Origin of the sequence: Carnobacterium viridans (assembly GCF_900102725.1) — a bacterium.
GTDB lineage: Bacteria > Bacillota > Bacilli > Lactobacillales > Carnobacteriaceae > Carnobacterium_B > Carnobacterium_B viridans.
This window is the reverse complement of record NZ_FNJW01000008.1, coordinates 2116590-2142600: the sequence shown is the minus strand read 5'-3', so window position 1 is coordinate 2142600 and position 26011 is coordinate 2116590. Positions and strand designations below refer to the sequence as shown.

The 26011-nt window shown below is 33.0% G+C and carries 23 protein-coding genes and 1 CRISPR repeat array; of the genes, 13 read left to right on the top strand and 10 right to left on the bottom strand.

The window, feature by feature from the left end; all coding sequences use genetic code 11:
* Nucleotides 1-63: 63 nt before the first annotated feature.
* Genes cas1 through BLT48_RS11810 form a run of 3 tightly spaced genes read left to right on the top strand, consistent with a single transcriptional unit; the run spans nt 64 to nt 2238 of the window.
* Nucleotides 64-966, top strand: a complete 903-nt coding sequence (cas1, locus tag BLT48_RS11820) for a type II CRISPR-associated endonuclease Cas1 (RefSeq protein ID WP_176944125.1) — start codon at nt 64-66, stop codon at nt 964-966.
* Nucleotides 950-1279: a CRISPR-associated endonuclease Cas2 gene (cas2, locus tag BLT48_RS11815; protein WP_218123374.1), complete on the top strand. Its 330-nt coding sequence runs from the start codon at nt 950-952 to the stop codon at nt 1277-1279. The genes cas1 and cas2 overlap by 17 nt, the downstream gene beginning before the upstream one ends.
* Nucleotides 1276-2238, top strand: a complete 963-nt coding sequence (locus tag BLT48_RS11810; protein ID WP_089978178.1) for a hypothetical protein — start codon at nt 1276-1278, stop codon at nt 2236-2238. Before cas2 ends, BLT48_RS11810 begins: the two co-directional genes overlap by 4 nt.
* Before the next feature lie 10 nt (nt 2239-2248).
* Nucleotides 2249-5119: a CRISPR direct-repeat array (repeat unit 36 nt; unit sequence ATTTTGATACCCTCACATCTTTTGGTATAAGGAAAC).
* Between the two features lie 257 nt (nt 5120-5376).
* Here BLT48_RS11810 and BLT48_RS11805 read toward each other — a convergent pair.
* From BLT48_RS11805 to BLT48_RS11800, 3 genes are all read right to left on the bottom strand, one after another.
* Nucleotides 5377-5550 carry a putative holin-like toxin gene (locus tag BLT48_RS11805; protein WP_081896480.1) on the bottom strand — a complete coding sequence of 58 codons (174 nt, stop codon included), beginning with the start codon at nt 5548-5550 and terminating at the stop codon, nt 5377-5379.
* 171 nt (nt 5551-5721) lie between these two features.
* Entirely contained in the window at nt 5722-5877 is a 156-nt protein-coding gene (locus BLT48_RS13930; RefSeq protein WP_156097344.1) for a hypothetical protein, read from the bottom strand.
* Between the two features lie 513 nt (nt 5878-6390).
* Complete coding sequence (locus BLT48_RS11800) at nt 6391-7332, bottom strand: NADP-dependent oxidoreductase (RefSeq protein ID WP_089978174.1); 942 nt, start codon at nt 7330-7332, stop codon at nt 6391-6393.
* 215 nt (nt 7333-7547) lie between these two features.
* On the opposite strand from BLT48_RS11800, the gene BLT48_RS11795 reads away from it, so the two are divergent.
* Complete coding sequence (locus BLT48_RS11795; protein ID WP_035021701.1) at nt 7548-8732, top strand: MFS transporter; 1185 nt, start codon at nt 7548-7550, stop codon at nt 8730-8732.
* 55 nt (nt 8733-8787) lie between these two features.
* Here BLT48_RS11795 and BLT48_RS11790 read toward each other — a convergent pair whose 3' ends face one another.
* A complete protein-coding gene (locus BLT48_RS11790) occupies nt 8788-9648 on the bottom strand; it encodes a pyridoxamine kinase (protein ID WP_089978171.1) in 861 nt (286 codons plus the stop codon).
* 156 nt (nt 9649-9804) lie between these two features.
* On the opposite strand from BLT48_RS11790, the gene BLT48_RS11785 reads away from it, so the two are divergent.
* Nucleotides 9805-10287, top strand: coding sequence for an ECF transporter S component (locus tag BLT48_RS11785; RefSeq protein WP_035021699.1), 483 nt, complete (start codon nt 9805-9807; stop codon nt 10285-10287).
* 65 nt (nt 10288-10352) lie between these two features.
* On the opposite strand, the gene BLT48_RS11780 is transcribed toward BLT48_RS11785, so the two are convergent.
* Nucleotides 10353-11210 carry a DUF368 domain-containing protein gene (locus BLT48_RS11780; protein ID WP_089978167.1) on the bottom strand — a complete coding sequence of 286 codons (858 nt, stop codon included), beginning with the start codon at nt 11208-11210 and terminating at the stop codon, nt 10353-10355.
* A gap of 702 nt (nt 11211-11912) precedes the next feature.
* Between BLT48_RS11780 and BLT48_RS11775 the strand changes: the two genes are divergently transcribed.
* The 4 genes from BLT48_RS11775 (at nt 11913) to BLT48_RS11760 (ending at nt 15766) form a co-directional block, all read left to right on the top strand.
* On the top strand, nt 11913-12365 hold the full coding sequence (locus tag BLT48_RS11775) for a hypothetical protein (RefSeq protein WP_089978164.1): 453 nt from the start codon (nt 11913-11915) through the stop codon (nt 12363-12365).
* A 104-nt stretch (nt 12366-12469) separates the two neighbouring features.
* Nucleotides 12470-13285: an aldo/keto reductase gene (locus tag BLT48_RS11770; RefSeq protein WP_035021696.1), complete on the top strand. Its 816-nt coding sequence runs from the start codon at nt 12470-12472 to the stop codon at nt 13283-13285.
* A gap of 390 nt (nt 13286-13675) precedes the next feature.
* Complete coding sequence (locus tag BLT48_RS11765; RefSeq protein WP_089978161.1) at nt 13676-14905, top strand: MFS transporter; 1230 nt, start codon at nt 13676-13678, stop codon at nt 14903-14905.
* Between the two features lie 348 nt (nt 14906-15253).
* A complete protein-coding gene (locus BLT48_RS11760) occupies nt 15254-15766 on the top strand; it encodes a lipopolysaccharide assembly protein LapA domain-containing protein (RefSeq protein ID WP_176944124.1) in 513 nt (170 codons plus the stop codon).
* A gap of 86 nt (nt 15767-15852) precedes the next feature.
* Here the strand turns inward: BLT48_RS11760 and BLT48_RS11755 are convergent, their stop codons facing one another.
* Both BLT48_RS11755 and BLT48_RS11750 read right to left on the bottom strand, forming a co-directional pair.
* Nucleotides 15853-16752 carry a YsnF/AvaK domain-containing protein gene (locus BLT48_RS11755; protein ID WP_089978153.1) on the bottom strand — a complete coding sequence of 300 codons (900 nt, stop codon included), beginning with the start codon at nt 16750-16752 and terminating at the stop codon, nt 15853-15855.
* Between the two features lie 41 nt (nt 16753-16793).
* On the bottom strand, nt 16794-17273 hold the full coding sequence (locus tag BLT48_RS11750; RefSeq protein ID WP_089978781.1) for an LURP-one-related/scramblase family protein: 480 nt from the start codon (nt 17271-17273) through the stop codon (nt 16794-16796).
* Between the two features lie 210 nt (nt 17274-17483).
* On the opposite strand from BLT48_RS11750, the gene rpoN reads away from it, so the two are divergent.
* From rpoN to BLT48_RS11730, 4 genes are all read left to right on the top strand, one after another.
* Nucleotides 17484-18836: an RNA polymerase factor sigma-54 gene (rpoN, locus tag BLT48_RS11745; protein WP_089978150.1), complete on the top strand. Its 1353-nt coding sequence runs from the start codon at nt 17484-17486 to the stop codon at nt 18834-18836.
* A gap of 361 nt (nt 18837-19197) precedes the next feature.
* Complete coding sequence (locus BLT48_RS11740) at nt 19198-20517, top strand: ABC transporter substrate-binding protein (RefSeq protein ID WP_089978148.1); 1320 nt, start codon at nt 19198-19200, stop codon at nt 20515-20517.
* A gap of 73 nt (nt 20518-20590) precedes the next feature.
* A complete protein-coding gene (locus tag BLT48_RS11735; protein ID WP_089978144.1) occupies nt 20591-21463 on the top strand; it encodes a carbohydrate ABC transporter permease in 873 nt (290 codons plus the stop codon).
* Nucleotides 21464-21490: 27 nt separating this feature from the next.
* Entirely contained in the window at nt 21491-22306 is an 816-nt protein-coding gene (locus BLT48_RS11730; RefSeq protein ID WP_089978140.1) for a carbohydrate ABC transporter permease, read from the top strand.
* 80 nt (nt 22307-22386) lie between these two features.
* Here the strand turns inward: BLT48_RS11730 and BLT48_RS11725 are convergent, their stop codons facing one another.
* The 3 genes from BLT48_RS11725 to BLT48_RS11715 all read right to left on the bottom strand — a co-directional run bounded on the left by BLT48_RS11725 (nt 22387) and on the right by BLT48_RS11715 (nt 26009).
* Nucleotides 22387-24186 (bottom strand): DUF4153 domain-containing protein, encoded by a 1800-nt coding sequence (locus BLT48_RS11725; RefSeq protein WP_089978137.1) that lies wholly within the window; start codon nt 24184-24186, stop codon nt 22387-22389.
* Nucleotides 24187-24338: 152 nt separating this feature from the next.
* Nucleotides 24339-25139 carry a formate/nitrite transporter family protein gene (locus tag BLT48_RS11720; protein ID WP_089978134.1) on the bottom strand — a complete coding sequence of 267 codons (801 nt, stop codon included), beginning with the start codon at nt 25137-25139 and terminating at the stop codon, nt 24339-24341.
* 225 nt (nt 25140-25364) lie between these two features.
* Nucleotides 25365-26009, bottom strand: coding sequence for a class I SAM-dependent methyltransferase (locus BLT48_RS11715; RefSeq protein WP_089978131.1), 645 nt, complete (start codon nt 26007-26009; stop codon nt 25365-25367).
* Nucleotides 26010-26011: the final 2 nt, after the last annotated feature.

Here is a 26011-nt window from a genome sequence, read left to right as displayed (position 1 = left end):
GCCGAAATCGCCCCATTTATGGGGCTTTTTTTGTATCTAAATCTAATCATATGGGGTGAACAAATGAGTTGGCGTGTTGTTTACATTGAAAAATCCGACTATTTAAAATTGTATTTAGATAATTTAAAAGTCGTTCGAGAAGAAACTGAAATTTTAATACCGCTTTCTGATATACATACTATTATTGTTGATAATCAACAAACAGTTGTAACGGCAAGATTGTTGAATAAATTAGCCGAATATCATATTTTATTAATTTTTTGTGATGAAAAACATTTACCAAATATCTATGCCCTCTCTCCTCATAGCCATCACCAATCATCAAGAGTTTTAGAAAGACAAGTTCAGTGGAATGAACAAACAAAAGGAACTATGTGGCAAAAAATTATCCAGATAAAAATCAATAATCAAGCCTCTGTTCTTGAACATTTAAAGAAGGAACCTGATTCTATTCAAATGCTCCAGTACCTATCACAAGAAGTTGGCTTCTCAGATGAAACAAATCGTGAGGGTCATGCAGCTAAGCTTTATTTTAAAACATTATTTGGCAGTTCATTTATTCGTGACCGAGATAGTTTTGATGGAATCAATTCTGGTTTAAACTACGGCTATATCGTTTTGCGTTCAACAGTTGCCAGAACGATCGTTGCTTATGGCCTTCAGCCTTCATTTGGAATCGGTCATCATAATCAATACAATGCTTTTAATTTAGCCGATGATTTGATTGAACCTTTCCGTCCAATTATTGATCTATGGGTGAGTGTTATGTGCAACGAGGATACTTATCTGGATCTAAAAACAAAACAAAAAATCGTTCATTTAATTAGCAATAACAAAATATTGATTGGCAATCAAAAACAAACTATTCTAAATGCAATAGAAATACTTATTCAATCATTCATTAAAGGGATGAACGAAAATAACCCAGATCTATTGGTCTACCCTGCCAATGGCATCTCCTTATAGATTTATGCGGTTGATTTTATTTTTTGATTTGCCAATGAACACAAAAAGTGAACGTAAGACTTATTCTAGATTTAGAAAATACTTGATTAATAATGGCTTTACAATGGTCCAATTCTCCGTTTATGCAAAGATATTTCCAAATCGTTCAAGTCTGGATACCTATATGATGGGTCTAAGAAATAATCTTCCAAAAAATGGCTCCATTCGTGCCATGGCGGTAACTGAAAAACAATACACCAATATGTTTATGCTTGTAGGTGACAAGACGATAACTGAACAAGCATTAACTGATGATCCAATGGTGATTCTATGAAAGAATGGCATATTCAAGAAACCACTCAAACTTCTACTATTTTAATAGATGATGTAACCATTTTAAAGGGAAATCAGTTACTTTGGCAGCAATTGATTGATTCTTTTCAAAATTATTTTAGCCATAAAGGTACTGCACTTAAAATATATCAAGATCAAACACTTTTACCTCGTAATGATTTTGAGTTTATTATTTTTTCTCCAAATAAACATTTTGATTCTGCAGCTTTAGATAAGGTCGTAGCTCAGCTTAAAAAAACTTTCTTGAATCAACTTGAATTTTCCCCATTTTATAAAGGGTTAGTTGACAGTTGGGATGAGTTAGTGGATGAAGTTGATTTTTTAAACCAACAGAATTCATCTAAAATCATTAGTTTTAAATTGGAGCCTTTTGATAAAAAATGGATCAGTAATGAGTTAACCTTTTCAAAAAATAACTATTTAAAACTTTCTAACTTTGATAAGCTAATTTTTCAATTAAATCTTTTAGAATCAGATCTTGCTAGTAAACAACGTATTATCTGTATTATCTCTCCTGAAAATTTTTTATTGAGTTATGAATTAGAAAAATTGGATTCCTATCTTAGTGAGATAAAGAATGGAATAAAATACCTTGTTATAACTGAACAACATTTTAATGGTTCTATAAATGTTCTATACAAAGGAACTATTCGAAATGTATTGGATTGTTACAAAGTTAAAGAAAAATTAGCTTCTGGTTTACCTTTTTCATGGTCTGATGAACAGTTTTTGGCTGCTTGCAATTGGTATATGAAGCTTGTGGATAACTATCAAACTAAAACGGTTCTTTTAAACTTGAAAACTGTGGATAACTTAGAAGCGTTTACTTATCTTTATTCTCTTTTTATCTTAACAGATACTACTTTGATCGTTGATTTAACAGGTATTCCACTAAACTTAGCATCTTATTTTGATAATATCATTCAAAGTAAGGTATAATGAAAATGACATTTTGATACCCTCACATCTTTTGGTATAAGGAAACAATAATTCTGTATAATCTTCTTGTTGGTCGATTTTGATACCCTCACATCTTTTGGTATAAGGAAACATTAAGTAATCAGATAACACTTTTAAGGAGATTTTGATACCCTCACATCTTTTGGTATAAGGAAACGATAGATACTTTAATAGTTTTATATGGAAATTTTGATACCCTCACATCTTTTGGTATAAGGAAACTTATTCCAGTACTTACATTATATTGACCATATTTTGATACCCTCACATCTTTTGGTATAAGGAAACATAAAGGAGAAAGAGATTACAATCTATTAAATTTTGATACCCTCACATCTTTTGGTATAAGGAAACATAAAGGAGAAAGAGATTACAATCTATTAAATTTTGATACCCTCACATCTTTTGGTATAAGGAAACTTATTCCAGTACTTACATTATATTGACCATATTTTGATACCCTCACATCTTTTGGTATAAGGAAACTTGAGAAACAAATTAACGCAAAAGAATTCAATTTTGATACCCTCACATCTTTTGGTATAAGGAAACCCGCCTTTTATAATCTCGGTCTGGTTTGACATTTTGATACCCTCACATCTTTTGGTATAAGGAAACAAATAAACCACAAGTACAACCATTTGTTAGATTTTGATACCCTCACATCTTTTGGTATAAGGAAACAAATACGCAGTTATTTTAAATGTCAATGAGATTTTGATACCCTCACATCTTTTGATATAAGGAAACTTACACTTTCAGAATTATCTGGACGACTATATTTTGATACCCTCACATCTTTTGGTATAAGGAAACCTCTAACATCAATGCCCACCCAATCGCTTGATTTTGATACCCTCACATCTTTTGGTATAAGGAAACCAAGTAATGATTTTAGAACAAGAAGAAGAAATTTTGATACCCTCACATCTTTTGGTATAAGGAAACATGGGGTGTCACCAGCGTTTTTTGCCTCATATTTTGATACCCTCACATCTTTTGGTATAAGGAAACTGAGAATCCTAGAAAAACTGGGGCACAATTATTTTGATACCCTCACATCTTTTGGTATAAGGAAACTCGTACCCGATAATGGAGACCTATACACGTATTTTGATACCCTCACATCTTTTGGTATAAGGAAACATACACAACCCAGTAGAAACAGTAGTTCTTATTTTGATACCCTCACATCTTTTGGTATAAGGAAACCTTGGACACTGATGGCTTATGGAAAGTTGAAATTTTGATACCCTCACATCTTTTGGTATAAGGAAACTTAAAATTGGTTCAAACTATCGTTATGAAGATTTTGATACCCTCACATCTTTTGGTATAAGGAAACAAATCGGACGTTACACAACCATTTCATCATATTTTGATACCCTCACATCTTTTGGTATAAGGAAACTACATTTGATAACACCAGTTAGGACCAGAATTTTGATACCCTCACATCTTTTGGTATAAGGAAACACGATCAATTCAAGAAAGAACCTACCACAAATTTTGATACCCTCACATCTTTTGGTATAAGGAAACAAGAATCAATCACAATGAATACTAAAGAAGATTTTGATACCCTCACATCTTTTGGTATAAGGAAACCAAAATTCAGAATTAGAGATTCATTCTAGGATTTTGATACCCTCACATCTTTTGGTATAAGGAAACGATTTGTTTAATGCAGGATCTAACTCAACAATTTTGATACCCCCACATCTTTTGGTATAAGGAAACCATTCTTTTATAAATCATTTTCACATTCAGATTTTGATACCCTCACATCTTTTGGTATAAGGAAACGAAACAACTGTAACCGAATTGACAGCCGTTATTTTGATACCCTCACATCTTTTGGTATAAGGAAACAAAGTCAGTCCAACCGAAAAGCAAGAGGTTATTTTGATACCCTCACATCTTTTGGTATAAGGAAACTCTCAGGTATTGGGGGCTTTAGATTAGGGCATTTTGATACCCTCACATCTTTTGGTATAAGGAAACTAATTACGATATTCGTTTATATACAAATCGATTTTGATACCCTCACATCTTTTGGTATAAGGAAACTTAAGAAAGGCCCAGACAGCGTTGAGTATGATTTTGATACCCTCACATCTTTTGGTATAAGGAAACATCAGAAAATGAAATAGAACGATTAATTAAATTTTGATACCCTCACATCTTTTGGTATAAGGAAACTAGATGCCATGAAGTCTAAATACACTGGTTATTTTGATACCCTCACATCTTTTGGTATAAGGAAACAAACAGCTTATGTTACAGTATCGGATGAAGATTTTGATACCCTCACATCTTTTGGTATAAGGAAACCAATTGCACTAATAATCAATTTTATACTTATTTTGATACCCTCACATCTTTTGGTATAAGGAAACTCGGTCAAAAAATAACCAATCGCTTACGTTATTTTGATACCCTCACATCTTTTGGTATAAGGAAACCAATTGCACTAATAATCAATTTTATACTTATTTTGATACCCTCACATCTTTTGGTATAAGGAAACTCGGTCAAAAAATAACCAATCGCTTACGTTATTTTGATACCCTCACATCTTTTGGTATAAGGAAACCTATTCAGTTATTAACAGGTCATCTACTTCAATTTTGATACCCTCACATCTTTTGGTATAAGGAAACCGGAGATTGTCTATCAGCTAATTGAAACAGATTTTGATACCCTCACATCTTTTGGTATAAGGAAACATTTATTCCCTTTCCCCAGGTTATAGGTGCATTTTGATACCCTCACATCTTTTGGTATAAGGAAACTTTAGGTAACCGTTTTGACTGGTTAGCAAATTTTGATACCCTCACATCTTTTGGTATAAGGAAACTCGGCACGAATGTTTCCTTATCGATTGCAGATTTTGATACTTCACACCTTGTAATATAGCAGAATCAAAAAGTTACACTATCTCTTTTTAACTTTCATAATTAATTATGAAACAGCAAACGGATCCTCTCTATGTTTTATTTGTTTATCCCACTTTGAAATGATAAAATAGAAATAGAAAAAGAGGACATGCTAGTAACATGCCCTCGATGTAGAACCGTTTATGACGGTAGCAAGTTTATAGATAAAAAATAACCGTTAACTCGCTAAAGTTAATAGACGGTTATTTTTTTTGTCATTATTCAGCTTTATCAAGACAACTATTAAACTGATTAAGGAAATCAACAGACTTCCAAAACCAATCATGAGCTGTAAAGATTCTGCTATGGACAAAAGGCTTCTCCTTTCTAAGATTTCAGCACTTATTCCCATAAGCACCACCACCTTTCCAAGATAGCCACCGTCTTAAATTTCTACCCCTTTATTCTATCATAAGACAATATAAAAACATCTAAAAAAACAGTAAGACGTTGATATATCAGCATTATATTGCGAAATAAAAAAAGACATCGCTACTTCAAATACAAAGCAGCGATGTCTTATTTAATTTATTTCTTCCACAATATCAATCGTGAAAGTTTCTTTTTGTCTATCCAATTCGTCTTTAACATTCACCATTACTAGGTAGTAATAGGTGTTGCGATTGTAATTTTGGTTGAGCAAGACAAATTTTTCTCGGTTAACTCTGTCTTGACTCACACTATTTTCACTGTCTGCAATTAAAGTGATTTCATTTGAGATTTTTTTCCCTTGATCATCTTCAAAATAAAGGTTCAGCCGTTTTTATGGAACCATGATTTCTTGTGGCAATTCATCACTTCCAAATTAATGTACTTTATTCTAGTATACCATTTTTCAGAGGAGTTTCTATGTCTTCTAAAAGAAAAGAAGCAACTGAATAATACAGTTACTTCTTTCGCTAATTTTATAAAAAAAGGATTTACAATTTTTAGAGTTGATAGATTTGTTCGATCACTTACTTGGAATTTTTTCTGGAATAGGGTTTGCTTGTAGCCATGTAAAGGATTTAATGCGAATGATAAAGCGTTAGAGCTTAGCGATTACGCTTTGTTTGAGGCTTAAAAGCCGGAAGACTACAAGGCTTCAGGCGGTACCATGGCTCTATACAAGCAAACCCGTTCATTCCAGAAGAAATTTCTTTTAAATTACAAATACTATTTGTCAAACAACCAAAATAGTATTTGTAGTTTGTTATTCCCCTACTTTGATCACGATTTTCCCGACTGCATGATGGGTTTCACTCATTGCATGGGCATCGTAAATTCCTTTTTCAGTTAAGGGATAAGTTTCTCCAATAATCGATTTCACTTTTCCTTGTTCCATTAATTGAGCTAACTCCGTCAATTGTTTTCCATTTGGTTCTAACCAAATATTATTGAACGTGATATCAGCATTCTCAATCAATTCTTTATCTGCATCCCCAACAATTGAAATAATCCGTCCAGTATGAGGTTTAACAACTTTAAAACTATTTTCTAAAACTTCTCCGCCCATAGTATCAAAAATGACGTCTACATCACTTAACAGTTCAGTAAAATCTTCATTTTTATAATCAATGAATTGATCTACTCCTAAGCTCATTAGCAATTCGCGATTACTTTCACTGGCTGTTGAAATCACAAAAGCACCTTTGCTTTTAGCTAATTGGATAGCGTACGTCCCTACTCCACCTGAACCTGCATGTATCAAGACTTTTTCGCCTTCAGCAAGTTTGCCATAATCAAATAATGCTTGCCAAGCAGTTAATCCAGCTAATGGGGCTGCTGCTGCTTCTTCATAAGTTACATTTTCAGGAATGTACGCTAGTAGGTTATCATCAACTGCAGTATATTCGGCATATGTTCCAAAACGTGTTGTCTCTGGTCGTGCAAATACTCGGTCTCCAATTTTCCAATTGGTTATTTCACTTCCAACTTCTACAATTTCACCTGCTACGTCCCAACCTAAAATAATCGGGAATTCCCAAGGCATCATTTGTTGCAAATAGCCTTCACGTAATTTCCAGTCAATTGGGTTGATGGAAGTTGCTCTTTCTTTTACAATAACTTGATGAGCTTCAGCCTTAGGCATCGGAACTTCTGCTTCTTTCAATTTTTCTTTCCCACCATATTCTTCGATAATAACGGCTTTCATTATTTTTTCCTCCAAACACTACTATTTTTACATCATTTTCATCAACATACTTCTTACTATTAATAAGTATAACCAAAAAAAGAAAGAAAACCTAATGATTTGTTCAAATTACAAATCTCATCTAGTTTCTTTTTTTTAGTTAAGTACATGCTATGATACTTATATGAATAAAGAAATTCAATTCTGTTTTAGTATGAGAGGAAGAATAACAACTTATGACAACAATTCGCACGCTGACCATAAAATATGCTCTGTTACAAAGCTTATACTGGATGGTATTTTGTTCCATCTATGGGTTTTCTTCACTATTTTTGCTTTCTAGGAATTTCGAAAATCAAGATATTGGTCTTATTCTTGCTTTTTCTAATATTTTATCCGTTATTTTACAGCCTGCCTTAGGTACCGTAGTCGACAGATTTGAAAAACTAACTCTGAAATGGAGTTTAATTATCCTTTCAGTTTTGTCCATTTGCCTTATGGTTCCTCTCCTTTTTTCTACAGTTGTTCCTGCAGTTGAAGCCCTATTATTTATAGCTGTAGTTTCATTGGTATTATCTATGCAGCCTTTTATCAATTCTTTCATATTTGAAACTATTAACAGTGGCCTAAAAATTAATTTTGGTTTAACTAGAGGAGCTGGTTCTTTAGCTTTCGCTTTAACTTCTTATACATTAGGGCTATTGTTAGTACATTTTAGTACAACTATTTTACTTATTGCCTGTATTGTTTTATTAATTGCTTTTTTAGCACTTGTTTTCACATTTCCTGAAACTCCTATTTCTGAAGTACCATCTACTCTAGATTTAAAAATAGATAAACCCTTAACGAAAGAAAAAGATTTATTTTTCAAAAGATATCCTCGCTTTTTATATTTTCTAATCGGTGCAGCTTGTTTATTTCTTTTTCATACTATTGTGAATTCGTATTTAGTCCAAATTATTCATTCGCTCGGAGGAAATGATAAGGACTTTGGTTTATCTTTGATGATTACAGCTTTGTGTGAATTACCTGCTATGTTAGGATTTAGCTATTTATTAACTAAACGTAAAAGTGGTATTTGGTTGAAAGTAGCGGCTATTTTCTTTGTGGTAAGAAGTATTCTTTTCTTGCTCTCAGGATCGGTATTCATGATTAACGTTACTCAATTATTCCAAGGATTAGCATTTGCGCTTTACATTCCCGCTTCAACTTATTATGTCAATCAATTAATGCAAAAAACAGATCATGTTAAAGGGCAAGCTTTTAACATTGGAGCTATTACACTTGGCAATGTGGCAGGAAGCCTAGTAGGCGGATGGTTACTAGATAATACTGGGGTACCACAAATGTTAAGTGCTGGAGCAATTGCGGCAATTATTGGGTGCCTTTTGATTTTTTATTCAGTAAGAACCGACATTTAGAAATAGAAAACACTCACTATTATAGGCAATTAGCCTGCGATAGTGAGTGTTTATATTAGTCTAAAGTTTCTTTTTTTAGTTCTTTCATTAAATACATCAAGTCTTTTTCAAAAGCAATACCGTACAAAGGATTAATCTGTTCTTCAATAGTCCGTTTGACCACTCTTGAAATATAATTTACAGCTACTTCATTCGCTCTTTTCAAACCCTTGTTTTGAAATAAAAATCCTGCTATAACACTGGTAAACAAATCTCCAACACCATCAAAATGTCCAGGATAAGCTTTTGAAAAAGCATACGAAACTTCTGTACTTCCTTTGGCAACGAAAGCTGTGCCAACTTTGCTCTCATCTTGAATCACTCCAGATAAAATCATACTTTGCTTGGCATTTTTAGTTAGTTGTTCAATAATCGCTTTTATACTTTCTTTCGTATGAGGCTTTTCAGGATAGGGTATACCTGTTAGCAGACAAGCTTCCGTGACATTTGGAATCAAAACATCCGCAAATTGACATAATTCACGCATAGCTTCCACATGCTCTTGAGTATAGCCAGGATATAATTGTCCATGATCACCCATGACTGGGTCTAAAATAATTAGAGCTTCTTCAGTAGCAAATTTAGTTATTAGGCTTTTCATTAGTTTTATTTGTTCTACCGATCCAAGATAACCAATAACAATCCCATCAAATTTTATTCCTAATGAATGCCAATGATTTAAAATAGCTGGGATTTCAGTACTTAAATCTAAAAAAGTATACTCTTCAAAACCTTTACCGGTATGTGTAGACAACAATGCTGTAGGTAAGATACTTACCCAATTTTCTAAACAACTCAGAATTGGGACAGCCACATTCATTGAAATACGGCAACTTGCTGAAATATCTTGGATAACTAAAATTCTGGGCTGCTTCATCTTCTTCTCCTTTTCCGCTCGTTTCTTCTATTTATCTAGTCTAGCATAATTCTTATTATAGAATCTGTACTTTTTTTCAAAAATTAAAAAAATTCATGACATCGACGCTAAAAAAAGATAAGATAGCTCTATACATATATATAAAGGATGAGAATAATGCGAAGAATTACTACAAAAGAAATTGTAACAGTTGCTCTATTCATGGCTATGACTATCGTAATGACACTCCTTATTCGTATTCCCACATTTCGTGGGTATATTAACTTAGGAGATATGGTTTTATTATTTGCTGCATTGTTTTTAGGAAAGAAAGCTGGTTTCCTTGTCGGTGGGTTAGGTAGCGCACTTGCTGATATTATTGCAGGTTATGCTTTTTATGCTCCAATTACTTTTATAGTAAAAGGACTTCAAGGATACATTTGCGCTTGGATCTTCCAAAAAACAGGCTATCACAAACCTCTTTTAGCTACTATCCCTGCTGGCATATTTATGGCACTTGGCTATTTTGTGGCTGAAAGCTTTATGTATGGTGTAGCTGGAGCAGCTATTTCTATTCCTGGAAATTTACTTCAAGGAATAGTTGGAGCATTGGGCGCGGTTCTCTTGCAAAAAAGTGTCGGCTCTAAAATAAAAAAATAAATAATTCTAAAAAAAGTGTTGCTGGATACACTCAGCAACACTTTTTTTAGATGGACTAAAATTTGTCATCTATTTAATTCAGCTGGTTTATAATCAACTTCCAGTTTCTCCATCAGCAATCCTACAGCTAAACCAATAAAGAATAATACAACTGCCGCTGCAATTCCTCCAGTTGATATGCCGCTGTATTGTTCAGGTAATGGAGCTATAATAACCGTTGAGGCTATGACAACACCTAAAATAAAGTGAAAAATACCGGCATAGGCGATTTCCATTAATTTACTTACCAATTTAGACAGCAACAAAATACATAATACTGCACCAATCGCAACAGGAATCAAAATAGAAAAGTTCAAATCTTTTATACCTTCTGTCATGGGCTCGTACAAATGCATATACATCAAAAAATTAGATGGACTTAATCCAGGAACTATAAATCCTAAGGCAAAAATCCCGCCGGCCATTACCCAAGACAATGTAGATTGTTCAACTACAACGTTCATATTAAATTTTGCATAAACTAAACCAACAAAAGCAATAATCGCCACAACTATAGTAATCACAAGGTGATAAGACTTACGTCCATTCTTTCCAGCTTCTTTATATAAAGCCGGTAATGTTCCCAAAATACAACCAATAAAGCACCATAAAACCTGAACCTCATTGTTTTTTAAAAAATAATCAATCGGATATGCCAACACAAATATACCAAACAAGCCACCAATTCCTACTGGAATAAAATAACGTACATTTTCAAGGAAATCTTTGCGAATATTTGACAGAAAGGCTATCATTCTTTCATAAATTCCAAATACAGCAGCTAGAGCTCCTCCACTCACACCAGGCAAGATTGCACCTGATCCAATAAACATCCCTTTCACAAAACGAAAAACCCAATCTATAATACCTTCATTTTTTTTCATAAAAACTAACTCTACCTCCACTCACTTTACAAAAAAAGTGATTATTATTCTATTTATGCTGCTTTTAATATTATGACACATTTTTTTTTACTTTTTGTTTAATTTTTAGTTATGTTTAACTAAATTAAGAATACGGATGAATCTAATACTATAAACAGCTAACAGAAAAACCATACTTTTCCATAATACTTAACCACATACCAATTGACAAGTATAACAATATAAACCTTCTCTGTCTTTTTAAATTTTATATAAGTTTCTTATGTACTACTATACAAATCTTTCTACTCGTTTGCTGACTTATTTTTCAAGATTAATTTAATTACTTTTACACTAATAATCACAATACCCAATACTCTATTCTGCACCTTAAGCGTAAAACCGGAAAAAATAAGGATGTAGCCACTAATAAGTAGAAATAGTGATGCAAGAACTAATTTTTTTTGAAAAGTAGTTCATTAAACCCCTCCACTGTCTAAATTAACTTTTTATATGAATGCACCTACCAGTATACATCCTAGCAAACCATATCGGTAGGCATGTTCTTAACTTTTTCATCATTCATACTAGAAATTCGTATTATAAATGATAAAATAGTTTTGATTGCGCTTTCGAAGCTGTTTTTATTTTACAGTTTCTGATACAAATTTATTAGGCTAGTTAGAGATACCAAAATAAACTATGAAAGAGGTTACCAATTAAATGTTTTATCGAATCTTGTCTCCTATTTTTGAAAAAGATTATTTAATCATACTCAAAGCTTTAAAAGATCATGCAGATAAAATAGCTATAGTGACCTATTATCCAACAGCGGACAATAGCGAGACAGCCATAAAAAAATCATTAAAAAATTTCCATCTTGAAACAGAATGGATGAAAAAATGGCCTGGGACTATCAGTAGCAAAAAAGCTAGAGTCGATTTTTATGCGTACAATCAATCAAGTTATACTTTATTAAAAAAATCTCGTTCTCTCATTAGTGTAGATCAAGAACAAACGATAGATGTATTCTTCTTGTTGAATGGTAAATGTGTGTTCTATTCTGTTATTCACGAAGATATCCATATGATAACAAATCCCGAACTAGCAGAAGTGTTTCGGGCATTGGGATATACTTTGCTTAAGATACCTGCTTTAAGTTCAAAATTTTTCTAAGATGGGGTACACCTTGGTAAACGGATACAATAATATTTTACTTAGCTTCTAAAAAAGCATACAATAAGAAAGTAACATCTTTAAAAATGAGGAGGAAACGATTTATGATGAAAGAAAATTCTTTTGTATTTCACAATGGTGTTGAGATTCCAACTATCGGTTTTGGTACATGGCAGATTCCAAATGAGGAAGCATACGCTGCCGTAACAATGGCTCTTAAAAATGGCTATACTCATATTGATACAGCATTAGCTTACCAAAATGAAGAAAATGTTGGAAAAGCAATCAAAGATTTTGATTTACCACGTGAAGAAATCTTTATTACTAGTAAATTACCCGCTCAAATTAAAGGTTACGATGAAACCTTAGATGCTTTCAATACAACCATCACTAATTTAGGTGTGGATTACTTAGACCTTTACCTTATACATGCTCCATGGCCTTGGGATGAAATAGGTGCTGACTATACTGAAGGAAACATTCAATCATGGAAAGCAATGGAAAAATTATACAATGATGGAAAGATTCGCACTATCGGTGTTTCCAATTTTTCTGTAACAGACATTCAAGCTCTTATTGATGCTTGTAACATCGTACCGATGGCTAATCAAATTCCGTTCTATGTTGGTCATGATCAAGAAGAACTTCTTGCTTTTTGTAAAGAACACAATATTGTAGTAGAAGCTTATTCACCATTAGCAACTGGTCAAACATTGAACAGCCCAGAAATCAAAGAAATGGCAGAAAAATACGGGGTGACTCCTGCACAATTATGTATTCGTTATTGTTTAGAACGCGAAACATTGCCACTTCCAAAATCTACACATGAAGAACGCATCATTGAAAACAGTCAATTAGATTTCAGTATTTCTCCTGAAGATATTAAAAAACTAGACGCAGTTGAGGATGTACGTAAATAACTCTTTCCCTTATTTAAAAATAGAAAAGCCGTTACCTAGTACAGACTAAGTAGCGGCTTTTTATGCTTTTTAAATGGAAATCAGTTTTGAGTTAGCTGAACTAGTACTCATTTCACCTGCTCAAATGAGTCTCTACTTTATATCAATCTATCATAACACGATACGATAAAATCATGAAATTTTATCTAAACTTTGTTTATCCATAGAATGATTTGTTAACGAATTCTAATCTTTCTATTCTCTTATTCTTAGAATTATGTTACGCTATTTTTTGTTAAGTTACTTGAATAAGAAGAATCCATTATCTGTTTTCTTGTGGCTTTACAAAAAAAGATAAGGACAAGGATTAACTACTTATTCACTGTTCCTTTATTTATTAAGGAGATTATTATGCTATCATCTTTTTCAAAAAATATACAAACTACATTAATCACTTCCTTTTTTAGCAGTTTAGTTTACGCTTGTACGATTCCTTATCTTATCATCTATTTAGCTGGTATATTTAGCAAAGAAACCATTGGACTTTTGGTTATGATAAATGTTGTGACCTCTTTTATGGCTGGAATTATTGGCGGTTATTTAGCAGATAATTTTCAGCGAAAAAAAATCTTGTTGATCTTTCAAAATCTATATGGGGTATCCTTACTTCTGGTCGCAGTAAATTTTGCGGGTATCTTACCACAAAATTTTTGGATAATCTTTGGTTATCTTATTTGTGGCGTTACTTATAATTTGTATTATTCAGCCTTTGATGCGGTTCTACTCGATTCTACTGTTCCTATTGAACGTAAAAAGGTTTATCAACTACAATATTGGACATTTAACTTATCAATGGCTTTAGGTGCTTCAATTGGAGGCTTCTTGTTTAAGCATTATCTAGTTTACTTATTTTTAGGTGCTGCTCTTTTACAATTTATCGTCTCTGCTTTTCTGCAAAAAAACCTTAATTATAAAAATACTGTTTCTTTTACTAAAGGGAAAACAATTATTCATGATTTGTTTACTAATTACTACATTGCTGCTAAAGATAAACGGTGGGTCATGTTAATTTTAGGAATAGCTCTTTATAGTGCTGCAGAATTTTCGTTACAAAATTATACCGGCATTCGTTTATCAAAAGAGTTTAAACCGATTTCACTTTTGTCTGTTTCTATCGACGGTGTAAGAATGCTTAGTATTTTACAAGTGATCAATACTATTATGGTCGTTTGTTTCACTTTCCTTGTTTCGCGATTAACTGAGAAGAAAAAAGAACGTACGGTTGTGCTCATTGGATTACTGATTTATGTAACTGGATATGGCTTAATGGCTTCCGCCAATAGTATTTATCTATTGATCCCGTTAACAGTTTTAGCAACGTTTGGCGAGCTAGCTTCTGCGCCTATCCTAAGTGCCCGACAAGTCAGTTTGATACCCGAAGACAAACAAGCTTCTTATTTAAGTTTTGCCTCTCTTTCCTTCCAAGGATCTCAACTTTTAGCCGCTTTAGGCATAACATTAGGGGGTTATCTTGCTGCTGGGTTAATTAGTGGTTACATCATTATTTTAGGAATAGCCGGCGTTTATTTTGTGATTTCTAGCTTATACGATAGTAAAGAAAGGATTGCAAAATATAATTAATGAACCTATTCAATTTTTTTATGATTAAATTTTTATTATTTTAAGGTAATTCAACAGAATTCGGAAAATTATTTTCTTCCCTCTATCAATTTAATCAGAAAGTTTATGAACTGTTAGATAAAACAGATTCGTAGACTTTCTTTATTTGAGCGCTATCATTTCATTATTTACCTTGTAACGTTTATAATTGGATTATAGTAAAGAACTATCTTTTTGACTGGTTAGGCAGTCTATTCTAGCGCTTTGATCAATTGTCAATTGCTCTGTATTTTGTTTCAACAAGCTCTACTCATTTCTTTACACTACCTTTAGTCAAATTAAGTTAAATTAGGAAGGAGAATGAAATTTATGATAATAATTGCGATTATTTTATTGGTTTTAGTTGCTATAGTAGCATTCTTAAATATGCAAATGGCTACTTTGAACCTTTATTTTATGTCTTTTGATTTACCATTATGGTTACTTTTCATCGGCTTTTTATTACTCGGTATGTTGATTGCTGCACTATTTGCATTGTCTAAAGGGGCGCGCAATAGACAAGTGATTAAAAACAAAAATGATGAATTAAAAAATGCGGAATCTTCAAGAGATGAGGCCGTTAACAGAGTTAAAAAAGAATCTGAAGCACAATTGGAATTACAAAAGAAAGAGGCTGAAATCCAAAGTCTTAATACTCGATTAGCTTCTTTAGAAGAAAATCAAACAACTCAGCAAAGTGGACAAACTTCAACTGTACAAACTACCGAAACAACTGGTACAAAAACTCGTCCATCTACTAGCAAAGACATTCATGTAGAAGAATATCAAATAGATGGCTCGAGTACAGCTAAACCAAAAGATGACGGTTCTCATAAATCTTAATCTTCACGAGAGCATCGTTTAGTAAACAAAAAGAAAACCAAAATAAGAGATTATCTTATTTTGGTTTTCTTTTTGTTTAAACTATTTTATTCATTATTTTTTTTAACATGAGTGTTGCCTTTTGTGCCGACAATAACATCTTCTTTTTTTACTGTTCTACTAACTTGTTTTGTATCTGTTACTTCCTCTTTATTCAATGACACTTCTTCTTTAACCACTGGGCGCTTCGTTACTTCAATTTTTTCTTCTGTGACGGGAATAACCACTTCTTTACTTTTTGTTGCATTACCTGAATGGTCATCCTTTAAGTTATGCTGCTCAATGACTATTTCTTCGTGTCTAACAGGAACTTGGATTGTTTTGGTTTCTTCTACTATACGTTTTCTAGCTCGAACTTCTCCTGTTTGAACTTCCTTAGTTGTGACATCTAATTGCTCTTCTTTTAATTGAATTGTTTCTCCTTCAGATTTTTCAATTTGTTCTTCGTTTTTGGAAACTGGGTTGTCAGAATATTTAACTGAATTTAAAACTGGTTCAGGATGAGCTGATGGATCTGCTTCTAACATAGAAAGTGGATCTAATGGAGTAACGCGATCGGTCGATTGTGATTCATTACTACTAATTTTTTTTGGTTCGCCCTTTACGACAATAATGATATTACCATTTTCAATATCTTGTTGATAAGCGTCCAAAAGATCATCGTTTGATTGAGAGGAATCAGTTTCATTAGAGTCATTTGAAGAAAAGGATTCTTTTATCTTTTTCCAAATGGAGCGATTATCCTTATCTTTTTTCTTATCCTCAGTGTCTATATCAGTTTTATTAGTTGTTCCTACTATATCTGTAGTATTGGAAATGGAATTTTTAGATTCTGTGCTAGATATTAAAGTGATATCTTCTTTTTGATAGCCTTCTTCTTGCAATTTATTGACTGCATTTACTGCCTCTTGAGGACTTGCATAGCTTCCCACAACATATCTTTCCATTCTTATCCCTCCTTAATAATATCTAAAAAATTAGTGTACTTTTAGGTCTTATCTTGCTCATCTAGTTCTAAACACCAAATCGCAATAACAATGCCTAACGCTAATGGAGCGTCTTTCTCGTTTTTCGTCTCTAAAACAAATGTATCCCCGTAAGAAAATAATTTCTTCTTAAAAGAAGCAACTTCGGTATAACCTTCTTTTATTTCATAATCCTCTTTTTCAACATTTCCTTTGATTTTCCAATTTATTTTTTCAATATCATAATCTGGACCAAATATATTCTTTTCTCTTTTTACTTCAGCAATCTTCTCATTTTGTTGATAGATAACGTATTTAGGTGAAAAACCCATTTTTTTCTCTTCAATAGATACAACTATCTCGTTAGCCTGATTGTAAACGTGCACTTTATTCCCTATGGATATCCGCTCACTTTTAACCGTATAAACTTTTTCATCTTTTTCATTTCGGATAATTAGCTGGTCACGCCATGAAAATCGTTTTTCTTTAATATATAGTTTCATTAGTCCAACGCCTGCTTTCATTTACTCGTATTCTAGTTGCTTTAATTATAACCATCCATTCCGCTGTAAGCTACTCATAAGCAAGATATGAACATTTATTCACACGAGTGGCTCTAAAGTGCTTCTTTATTTTAGATGCCGTTTTCATTTAAAGTTTGATATGCTATGATAACCTTATTAAAACTTGTTAATACTAGAGGTGAAAACGTTTTGAATTTTGAACAAAATTATACTCAACTACAAAAACAGCAATTGACCATGACACCTCAATTGCAACAATCTATTCAGATGCTGCAATATAACCGAAAAGACCTAGTTGATTTCTTAAAACAAAAGTCGCTAGAGAATCCTTTTATTTCTATTTCTGTAAAATCTGCACCCAAGATACAAGGAATTTCGACAGAAAAATACAATAGCAATCAATCCAGAACAAATCAATCTACTAGCGGATCAATCTGGGATACATTGGCAACTACTACTTCTACCACTTCTCTTTATTCTGCGGTCATTGATCAAATTCATTTGTCTTTCAGAGATACTGCTTTGCGTGATTTAATTATTTGGCTGGCTCAATATATTGATCATAACGGTTATTTGACTTTGTCATTGGATGATGCGAGCACTCTCACTCAAGCTGAACCGTTAAAATTATTAGATGCATTGACTCTTTTACAGCAATTAGAACCTGCTGGTGTCGGTGCAAGAAACTTACAGGAATGCTTGATGCTTCAAACAGAACGAAATGGTCAAGCGCCCAATCTTGCTTACCTGATCCTTGAAGAAGAGTTTGAAGCTTTTGCTAACCGAAAATGGGATCACATTGCAAAACGTTATGGTATTTCATTAGGTGAAGTTCAAGAAATTTCTGACTTTGTCAAAACGCTCACACCCCACCCAGGAGCCATTTTTTCAAATGCACCTACACAATATATTCGTCCAGATTTATCTGTTAAAGTAACGGATAGCCAAGAGATTGTTGTGCATTCTGTTAAAACTGGGCTTCCTGTTATTGTTTTTCAAAAAGAATACTATGAGGAATTAAGTATGTTGCAGGATAAGGAAGTTTCAACATTCATTAATGAAAAACAAGCTGAATATGAATGGCTTAAAAAGACGCTGATTCAACGAGAAGAAACGATACTCAGAATTGGTATTGCCATTGTAAATGCACAGAAAGAGTTTTTTTTATCTGAGGATCGTCCAATTCAATCCTTAACACTAAAAACAATTGCTGAAGAACTCGCTATTCATGAATCAACAGTCAGCCGTTCCATTAATGGGAAATACATCACAACTGAATTTGGTGTATTTGAGTTAAAAAAATTCTTTACAAACGCTTTAGTGACAACTTCTAAAGAGGGTACTGGTTCCATCTCTTCTGATCAAATAAAGAAAAAAATTGAACTGTTCGTTCAAGCTGAAGATCCTAAAAAACCATTATCGGATCAAAAGCTTGTAGATCTTTTAAAAAAAGACGGTATTGAAATATCACGAAGAACCGTTACAAAATACCGCGAAGCTCTTTTTATTTCTAGTTCACCAAAACGCAAGCGATTTGACTAACATTTTGTACTTTTTGGCTTCTATTCGTGTAACAACAGCCTATTAATAGAGCTAGAAAAGACCAGCTGAGCCTTCTTAAGTGAAGCAGTAATTAGTTGGTCTTTATTTGTCTTTCCTCTTCATTTTGAATCTATCTTACTATTTTTTTATCAACTTAAACCAGCTCTTATACACATGGCTTATTATTTTACTTAATGAAATGCTTGTGTAACAATCAAATTATAACTTACACTCTTCTATATGTCCTTTTCCCAAAAAAATGAAACCGTATTCTTCCTTCTTTTATTCTTTGTCAAAATAATTTCATTTTACTCTACTTTTTTTCATTCGCTTAGTTTATAAATTATTAGGGGGCGTAGTCATGAAAAAGAAATCTTTTGTGTTAGCTAGTAGTCTATTTGCAATTGCGTTGTTAGCTTCTTGTTCGGGTTCATCTGAATCTGGAGGTGAATCAGATGAATTTGCAAGTCCAGATGATTCAACTTTAACGGTATGGGCTTGGGATGCAAACTTCAATATTCCCATTATGGAACGTGCTGGAGAATACTACGTGGAAGATGGTAATGATGAATTTAATTTAGATGTGGTTGAGATGTCAAATGAAGATACTATACAAAAACTTGTCTCTGGATTTACTTCAGGTGTTTCAGAAGGGTTACCCGATATCGTGTTAGTAGAAGACTATGCTGCTCAAAATTTTTTAATCAACTATGAAGGTAAATTCGCTGAGTTATCCGATGAAATTGATTTTTCACAATTTGCTCCCTATAAAGTTGAGGCTGTGACCCATAATGATGGAGTTTATGCTGTTCCGTTTGATTCTGGTTCAGCTGGTCTCTATTATCGCACTGATTATTTAGCGGAAGCAGGATATACCGAAGAAGACATGCAAAATTTAACGTGGTCTAAATTTGTTCAAATTGGTAAAGACGTGAAAGAAAAGACTGGGAAGTGGTTCTTAGCCTTTATTCCAAATCGAGGAACACACTACATTCAGATGGCTATGCAATCAGCAGGTGTCTGGTACTTTGATGAAGATGGAAAAATATTTTTAAAAAATAATACCGTCGTTCGAGAAATGGCTGAAATATTAAAAGAAATTGAAAAAAATGACTTAGCCAAACCGGTGAATTACTTTGCACCCGAAGGTATCGGAGCTGTAACGAGTGGCGAAGTTGCCGCAGTTAATTCAGCCGTTTGGTATTCCGCTACCATTAAGTCTGCCGAAGATCAAGCAGGAAAATGGGCTTATACAAATCTTCCGTTATTAGAAACTGTTGAAAATGCTACACCCTACTCAAATCTTGGAGGTTCTAGTTGGTTTATCTTAGAAGATTCGCCAAACAAAGAACTAGCTATTGACTTTCTTAAGTCAGAATTTGCAGGTAATGATGAATTTTACCAAGAAATCCTTGTAGATAATGGGGCTGTAGGCACTTATCTTCCATCCCAAACAGGTGAAGCCTATCAATATAAAGATCCCTACTTTAACGATGCTCAAATCTATAAAGATTTTTCTAGCTGGGCGGAAGAAATTCCTGGAGTAGATTATGGTGTTAATACTAGCGTAGCCTATGAAGCCTTAAGATCTGTTTTACAAGATTACTTTGATGATAAGTTGACTCTAGACGAAATGCTTGAACAAGCTGAAGAGTATTACAATATGCAAATAGGAGAGTAGTATTTATTAGACTGCAGTCAGTTTTTTCCTTACTGACCGCAGTCTTTCCTTAATATGTATGGAGGTGAAACTTATGAAATTAAAACAGGAATCAAAAAGATCTAATTTATGGAAATTTATATCTTTTGCCGTTATTTTCAGTTCAGTATTTTTGCTTTATCCTATTTTTTATTCTATTTACATCTCCTTCCACAACTATAAAGGTCTTAATTCAGTCTTTACTGGTTTTGGAAATTATATTCGCATGTTTCAAGATGACGTCTTTGGAAAAGCATTAATGAATAATTTTATTTATTTGATTTTTCAAGTTCCTATTATGCTGCTATTAGGATTACTGTTAGCTTTTCTTTTAAATTCACCTAACTTAAAAGGAAAGACCTTTTTTAGATTAGCTATTTTTTTGCCTTGTTTTACCTCATTAGTTTCCTACGCAGTTCTATTTAAAATGATGTTTCAAATGAGTGGAGTCGTTAATAATTTTCTGCTGACAATTGGATTGATTCAATCTCCCATTGATTGGCTAAATAGTCCTTTTTGGGCAAAAGTTACCATCATTATTGCTTTATGTTGGAGATGGACAGGTTATAATATGGTCTTTTATCTTGCTGGTCTTCAAAATATCTCGATAGATACTTTAGAAGCTGCTGAAATAGATGGAGCAAATGATTTCCAGAAATTTTTCCGAGTTGTTATCCCACAACTTAAACCTGTTATTGTTTTTACAACTATTACTTCAACTATTGGTACGATACAGTTATTTGATGAAGTAGTAAATCTAACCGGTGGTGGACCATCAAATGAAACATTAACTGCAGCTCAACTGATTTACAACCATTCCTTTGTCTATACTTCCAACTTTGGTTACTCCGCTACTTTATCTTGGGCATTAGTAGTGATCGTAGCTATACTATCCATTATTCAATTAACTATTACCAATCGAAAATAATTTCATATTAGTCAGGAGTGTAGAAGTATGAAATCAAAATCCTTAACCTTTTTAAAATATACTTTTTTAATTATCTGTTCATTTATTTCCATATTCCCTTTTTATTGGATGATTGCAGGAGCAACGAATACCTCTAATCAGATTGCTGAAGGAAAGCTTTCTCTAGGAACTCATTTTTTAAAAAATCTTAGTGCATTACTAGGTGCTTATAACATTCCATTGATCATGTGGAACTCGTTAAAAATTTCTCTTGTTACTGTTGTATTAAGTTTGTTAGTTACCTCTATGGCTGCATTTGGTTTTGAAAAATTTAACACTCGTAGAAGTGAACTCATCTATTCTATCCTTTTACTGTTTATGATGATTCCATTTGCCACTCTTGTCATTCCATTGTTTAAGATGATGGCTGGGCTGAATTTAGTTAACCAACATTTAGCTTTGATTTTGCCTTATATATCTAACATTTTCCTTATTTTTTTCTTTAGACAAAGCTTTAAATCATTTCCAGATGATATTATGGATTCAGGAAAAATAGAAGGTGCTGGAAATTATACAATTTTCTTTAAGTTGGTTTTTCCAATGATGAAATCAACTTATGCAGCAGCAGCTATTTATGCCTTCATGAATTCATGGAATAGTTATTTATTGCCTTTAATCATCTTACAGACTGAAGACAAATACACAATGACGCTTCTGATCTCTGGCCTTTCTTCAGCTTCTTATGTAGCCAATTACGGCGTTCAAATGATGGCCATCGTCATTGCTACTCTTCCAACTTTAATTCTCTTTTTGATGATGCAAAAAAGCTTCGTTGCCGGAATGACCGGTTCTTTAAAAGCCTAATTATTTTTCGTTCAACTCTAATGAATGAACCAAAAAAACGTGATCGATTCTTTAGGAATCAATCACGTTTTTTACCTTGTTTATTTGATATTAATAAATAGATAAAATTCCGCATCATACTGATTGTCATAAATATTAATAGAGGTAAAGACTAAGTTCAATTCAGCTTGTTCATTCTCAGTTTTTACTGTTGCTTCATCAATCGTGAGCATATTCTCTGTTTCACTAGACGAAGCGATTTTCTCCATAAATGCTTGAATATCAACACTCATAACAGTCTCATCACTTTCATCCATTAGAATAAGTTTTTCTTTTCCATCCATCTCTTCGGTGTATACCGTATACCTCTCATCATCCACTTCAACTTCAATTTTTGGTTGTATACTGGAATCATAGTAAGAAAATATAACCATCTTATCATACTCTTCGATTGAGATTACGGGACTACCCCTCAAATCTAAAGAAGCATAATAAGAGTCTTGCACAGGTTGCTCATTCAAAAAACCATTTTCATCATAAATAGGTTGAAAACCAAATATCTCCTCAAATTGATAGGAAAGCAGCTGGTTATAGGGTGCCAGCCACTCAATATCTTCGTCATAGTCCATACTTGTTAAATAATAGACCGTTTGACTGATTTTGATTTTATCCTCTTTAGGAATATCAGCATTCGGAATAATAGAATTTCCTTCCAACATCTGGTTTTGTTCAAGTGTTCTTTCTAATAAATTCGTTTGTGATACACGACTAACAGTGAATGCATCAATTGGCGGTACAATTGAAATCAACGAAAGTACCATAAGCACCACTGCAACCCAGCCGTTTTTTCGAATAGGTAAAATGCTGAAAAGAACTCCAGCTATGGTCGCAAATATGCCAAACAAGATAACGTAATAGCGTCCATAGGTTAAACCGGTTTCTTGAATTCTTAAAACAGATGCTATCGTTTGGAACAGAACAATGGGAATCAACACTTTTGGAAAAATTCTTCTGAAAAGAATGGCTGATTTTGTTTCTATATTACTTGCTAAAATATACACTACAATAACCGTAATCGAATAAGAAACCAACATGGGCTCCAGCAAATTATTGGTCCAAAAATCTCCCGTAATATTTTGTAAAAGATAAACCAATAAAATAACTGTAAAAATTGTTGTTAACGGAATGATGATATATGAAATCAACAGTTCAAACATCTTGGGAACTGAAACATCACTTCTCAGTTCCTTCAATTTAGCCGTTCGTTCTTCGGGTGTTAGAGATGATTCCTCTTTTTTGCTTAAATATAAAGGTGTATAAGATAGAAAAAAGATAGGGGCAAACAATGAAAGCACTAAGTTAAACGCATGCAAATTCACTTTATAATTTACAGAAAATAGTAACTGATCAACTGCTAATAGAATAAACCCAATACCTGCAGATAAAACAAGTGTGAATAAGAGTGTTGTAAAAAAAGCTTTAAAAGCGGATAAATAACTTTCATTAAATGAAACTACATTTTTTATGGTCGGTACCCAGATAAATGCAATGGTTAGTATAAAAAAGATAATACCTGTTTTAACAGTCCTCTCAAAATCATAATCAGCTGCAGAACCAATTGTAAAATAATAAGCGATGGTCAAAATAATTGCACCGAACATCAATAGGATGCGCTGAGAATTTTTTTCAAAAAAGCGTTCGTAGATTTGTTGTGCTACCGCACTTAAAAATATACCAACTAAAAAACTATACACATACCTTGTATAGTTTTCTGCTTCTTGCTGAATCAAAAACGCATTTAACCCTGCAAAAGCAAGTAGAAACACAACTGTTAATGGATACCTTCTGCATGCTTGAATGATTCCTTGGAACTTATCCTGAATCTTCTGTACCAATTTCATACTTCACCATTCCTTTTCCTTCTTGACTTTTAAGACTTATCTTACTCTTATTATGTAGTCTATCTTTATCTTCTGTCAATCTTTAGTCCTACTCATTTAAGTATACAAAAAACCTGACACTAAAGTATCAGGTTTTCCTGCAATGCTATTCTTTAATCAACATACTCTGTTTGATCCTTATTCAACCATGAGTACAGCATTCCAATCACTAATGCTCCACCAACATAATTACCTAGTAAAGCTAAGAGCCAATTTAGTGCTACAGCACCTATGGTCATACCTGGAACCGTTCCGCCAGAAGCAAAGAAAGCTAAAGAAAAAGATGAAAAATTGGCAATAACGTGTTCGAAACCTAAATAAGCAAAAATAAAAATAATAAAGATCATAGCAATAATTTTTCCAGCATCATCTTTCATTCGTATGGTACAAAAGACAGCTGTATTAACAATAACATTTGCAAATATACCTTCTGAAAAGACCTGTAAAGGAGTTTTAGCTAATTTTCCCGCCACAGCTGTAAAGAGATAATGATCACTCGGAAGAGCATGGAACTTATATGTGAAAGATATAACTAAACTTGCAATAATTCCACCAATCAAGTTGAATAAAATACAATAAAATAATATTGCTAACGCTTTTTTAGGTTTTAGCCACTTACGTTGAACCGCAACTGTCATATACATCATATTTGAAGTCCCTAATTCAGCATTCATATAAATAATCATGACTAGTGACCAACTGAACATAAATGCGTAGAGCATTTTACCTAGGCCAGGTACGATTTCTTCACCAGCTTGGCCAATCATTACAGCAACCGCCGTTCCCAATGTTAAGAATAAACAAGCTAACATTGCACGTACAAAATAACGTGGTTTACTGGTATCAAATAAATTTTGTTTTTTCATTATACTTTTTTCAATATTGTACATTAAACCAGTGTTTTGAGTTTCCATCAATTGATTCCCACCTTTAGTTTGTTATCTTTTTAACAATATAATTATTATACCGTATTTAAATTCATTTAAAAGAAGAAATACGCTTTCACAAACTTTTTTTTTAGACAAACGTCAAATTTTATTCACGACTACTATTTGTTTATCAAAATACTTATGGATAAGAGTCCTAAACCCAAAATAAAACGACACTAAATAAATTAGTGTCGTTTTATTTTTTCATTACTAAGCTCTTTTCTCTCCTTCAATTATCCAAACATATTCATTCATTTGCTCAATAGATACGTTAAATCCTGCTAAATCAAAAAGAGTTAATAAAGTTGGAACAAGAGTATAATATTCTCGTTCTAAATCATCGGCTAATGCATAAAATTGTTGTTCTTTAGCTTGTATAATTTTTTGATTGAGTGCTTCTTGTGATTCAAACATAGTATCAGCAAAGATAACTTTGCCTCCCATTTCAAGTTGATTAGCATATTTTTTCAAAGCCATTCCTTTTTCTGTATCTGTCAAATGATGGAACACGTAGGAACTAACAATGGTGTCCAATTTTTTGGTAGGATTCGGATAATTTTGTAAATCCCCGTCATAAATGATGACTTCACTTGGCAACTTCTTTTTAGCTAATTTACGCATTTCTTTAGAAGGTTCTATCGGGAAAACCCATTTACCCGAGGAAAGTAACTGCTTTGTTAGATTTCCTGTTCCAATCCCAAATTCCAAAACACTTGTTCCACTTCTTCGAACGATCTCTTTCAAGATATTACTATATCCTTCAAAAACTGCTTTATATTCGGGGTCATTTCCTTCAACAAAATCATCATAGTCACTTGACCAGTCTGTAAAAATATCTAAAAATTCACGTCCCATAT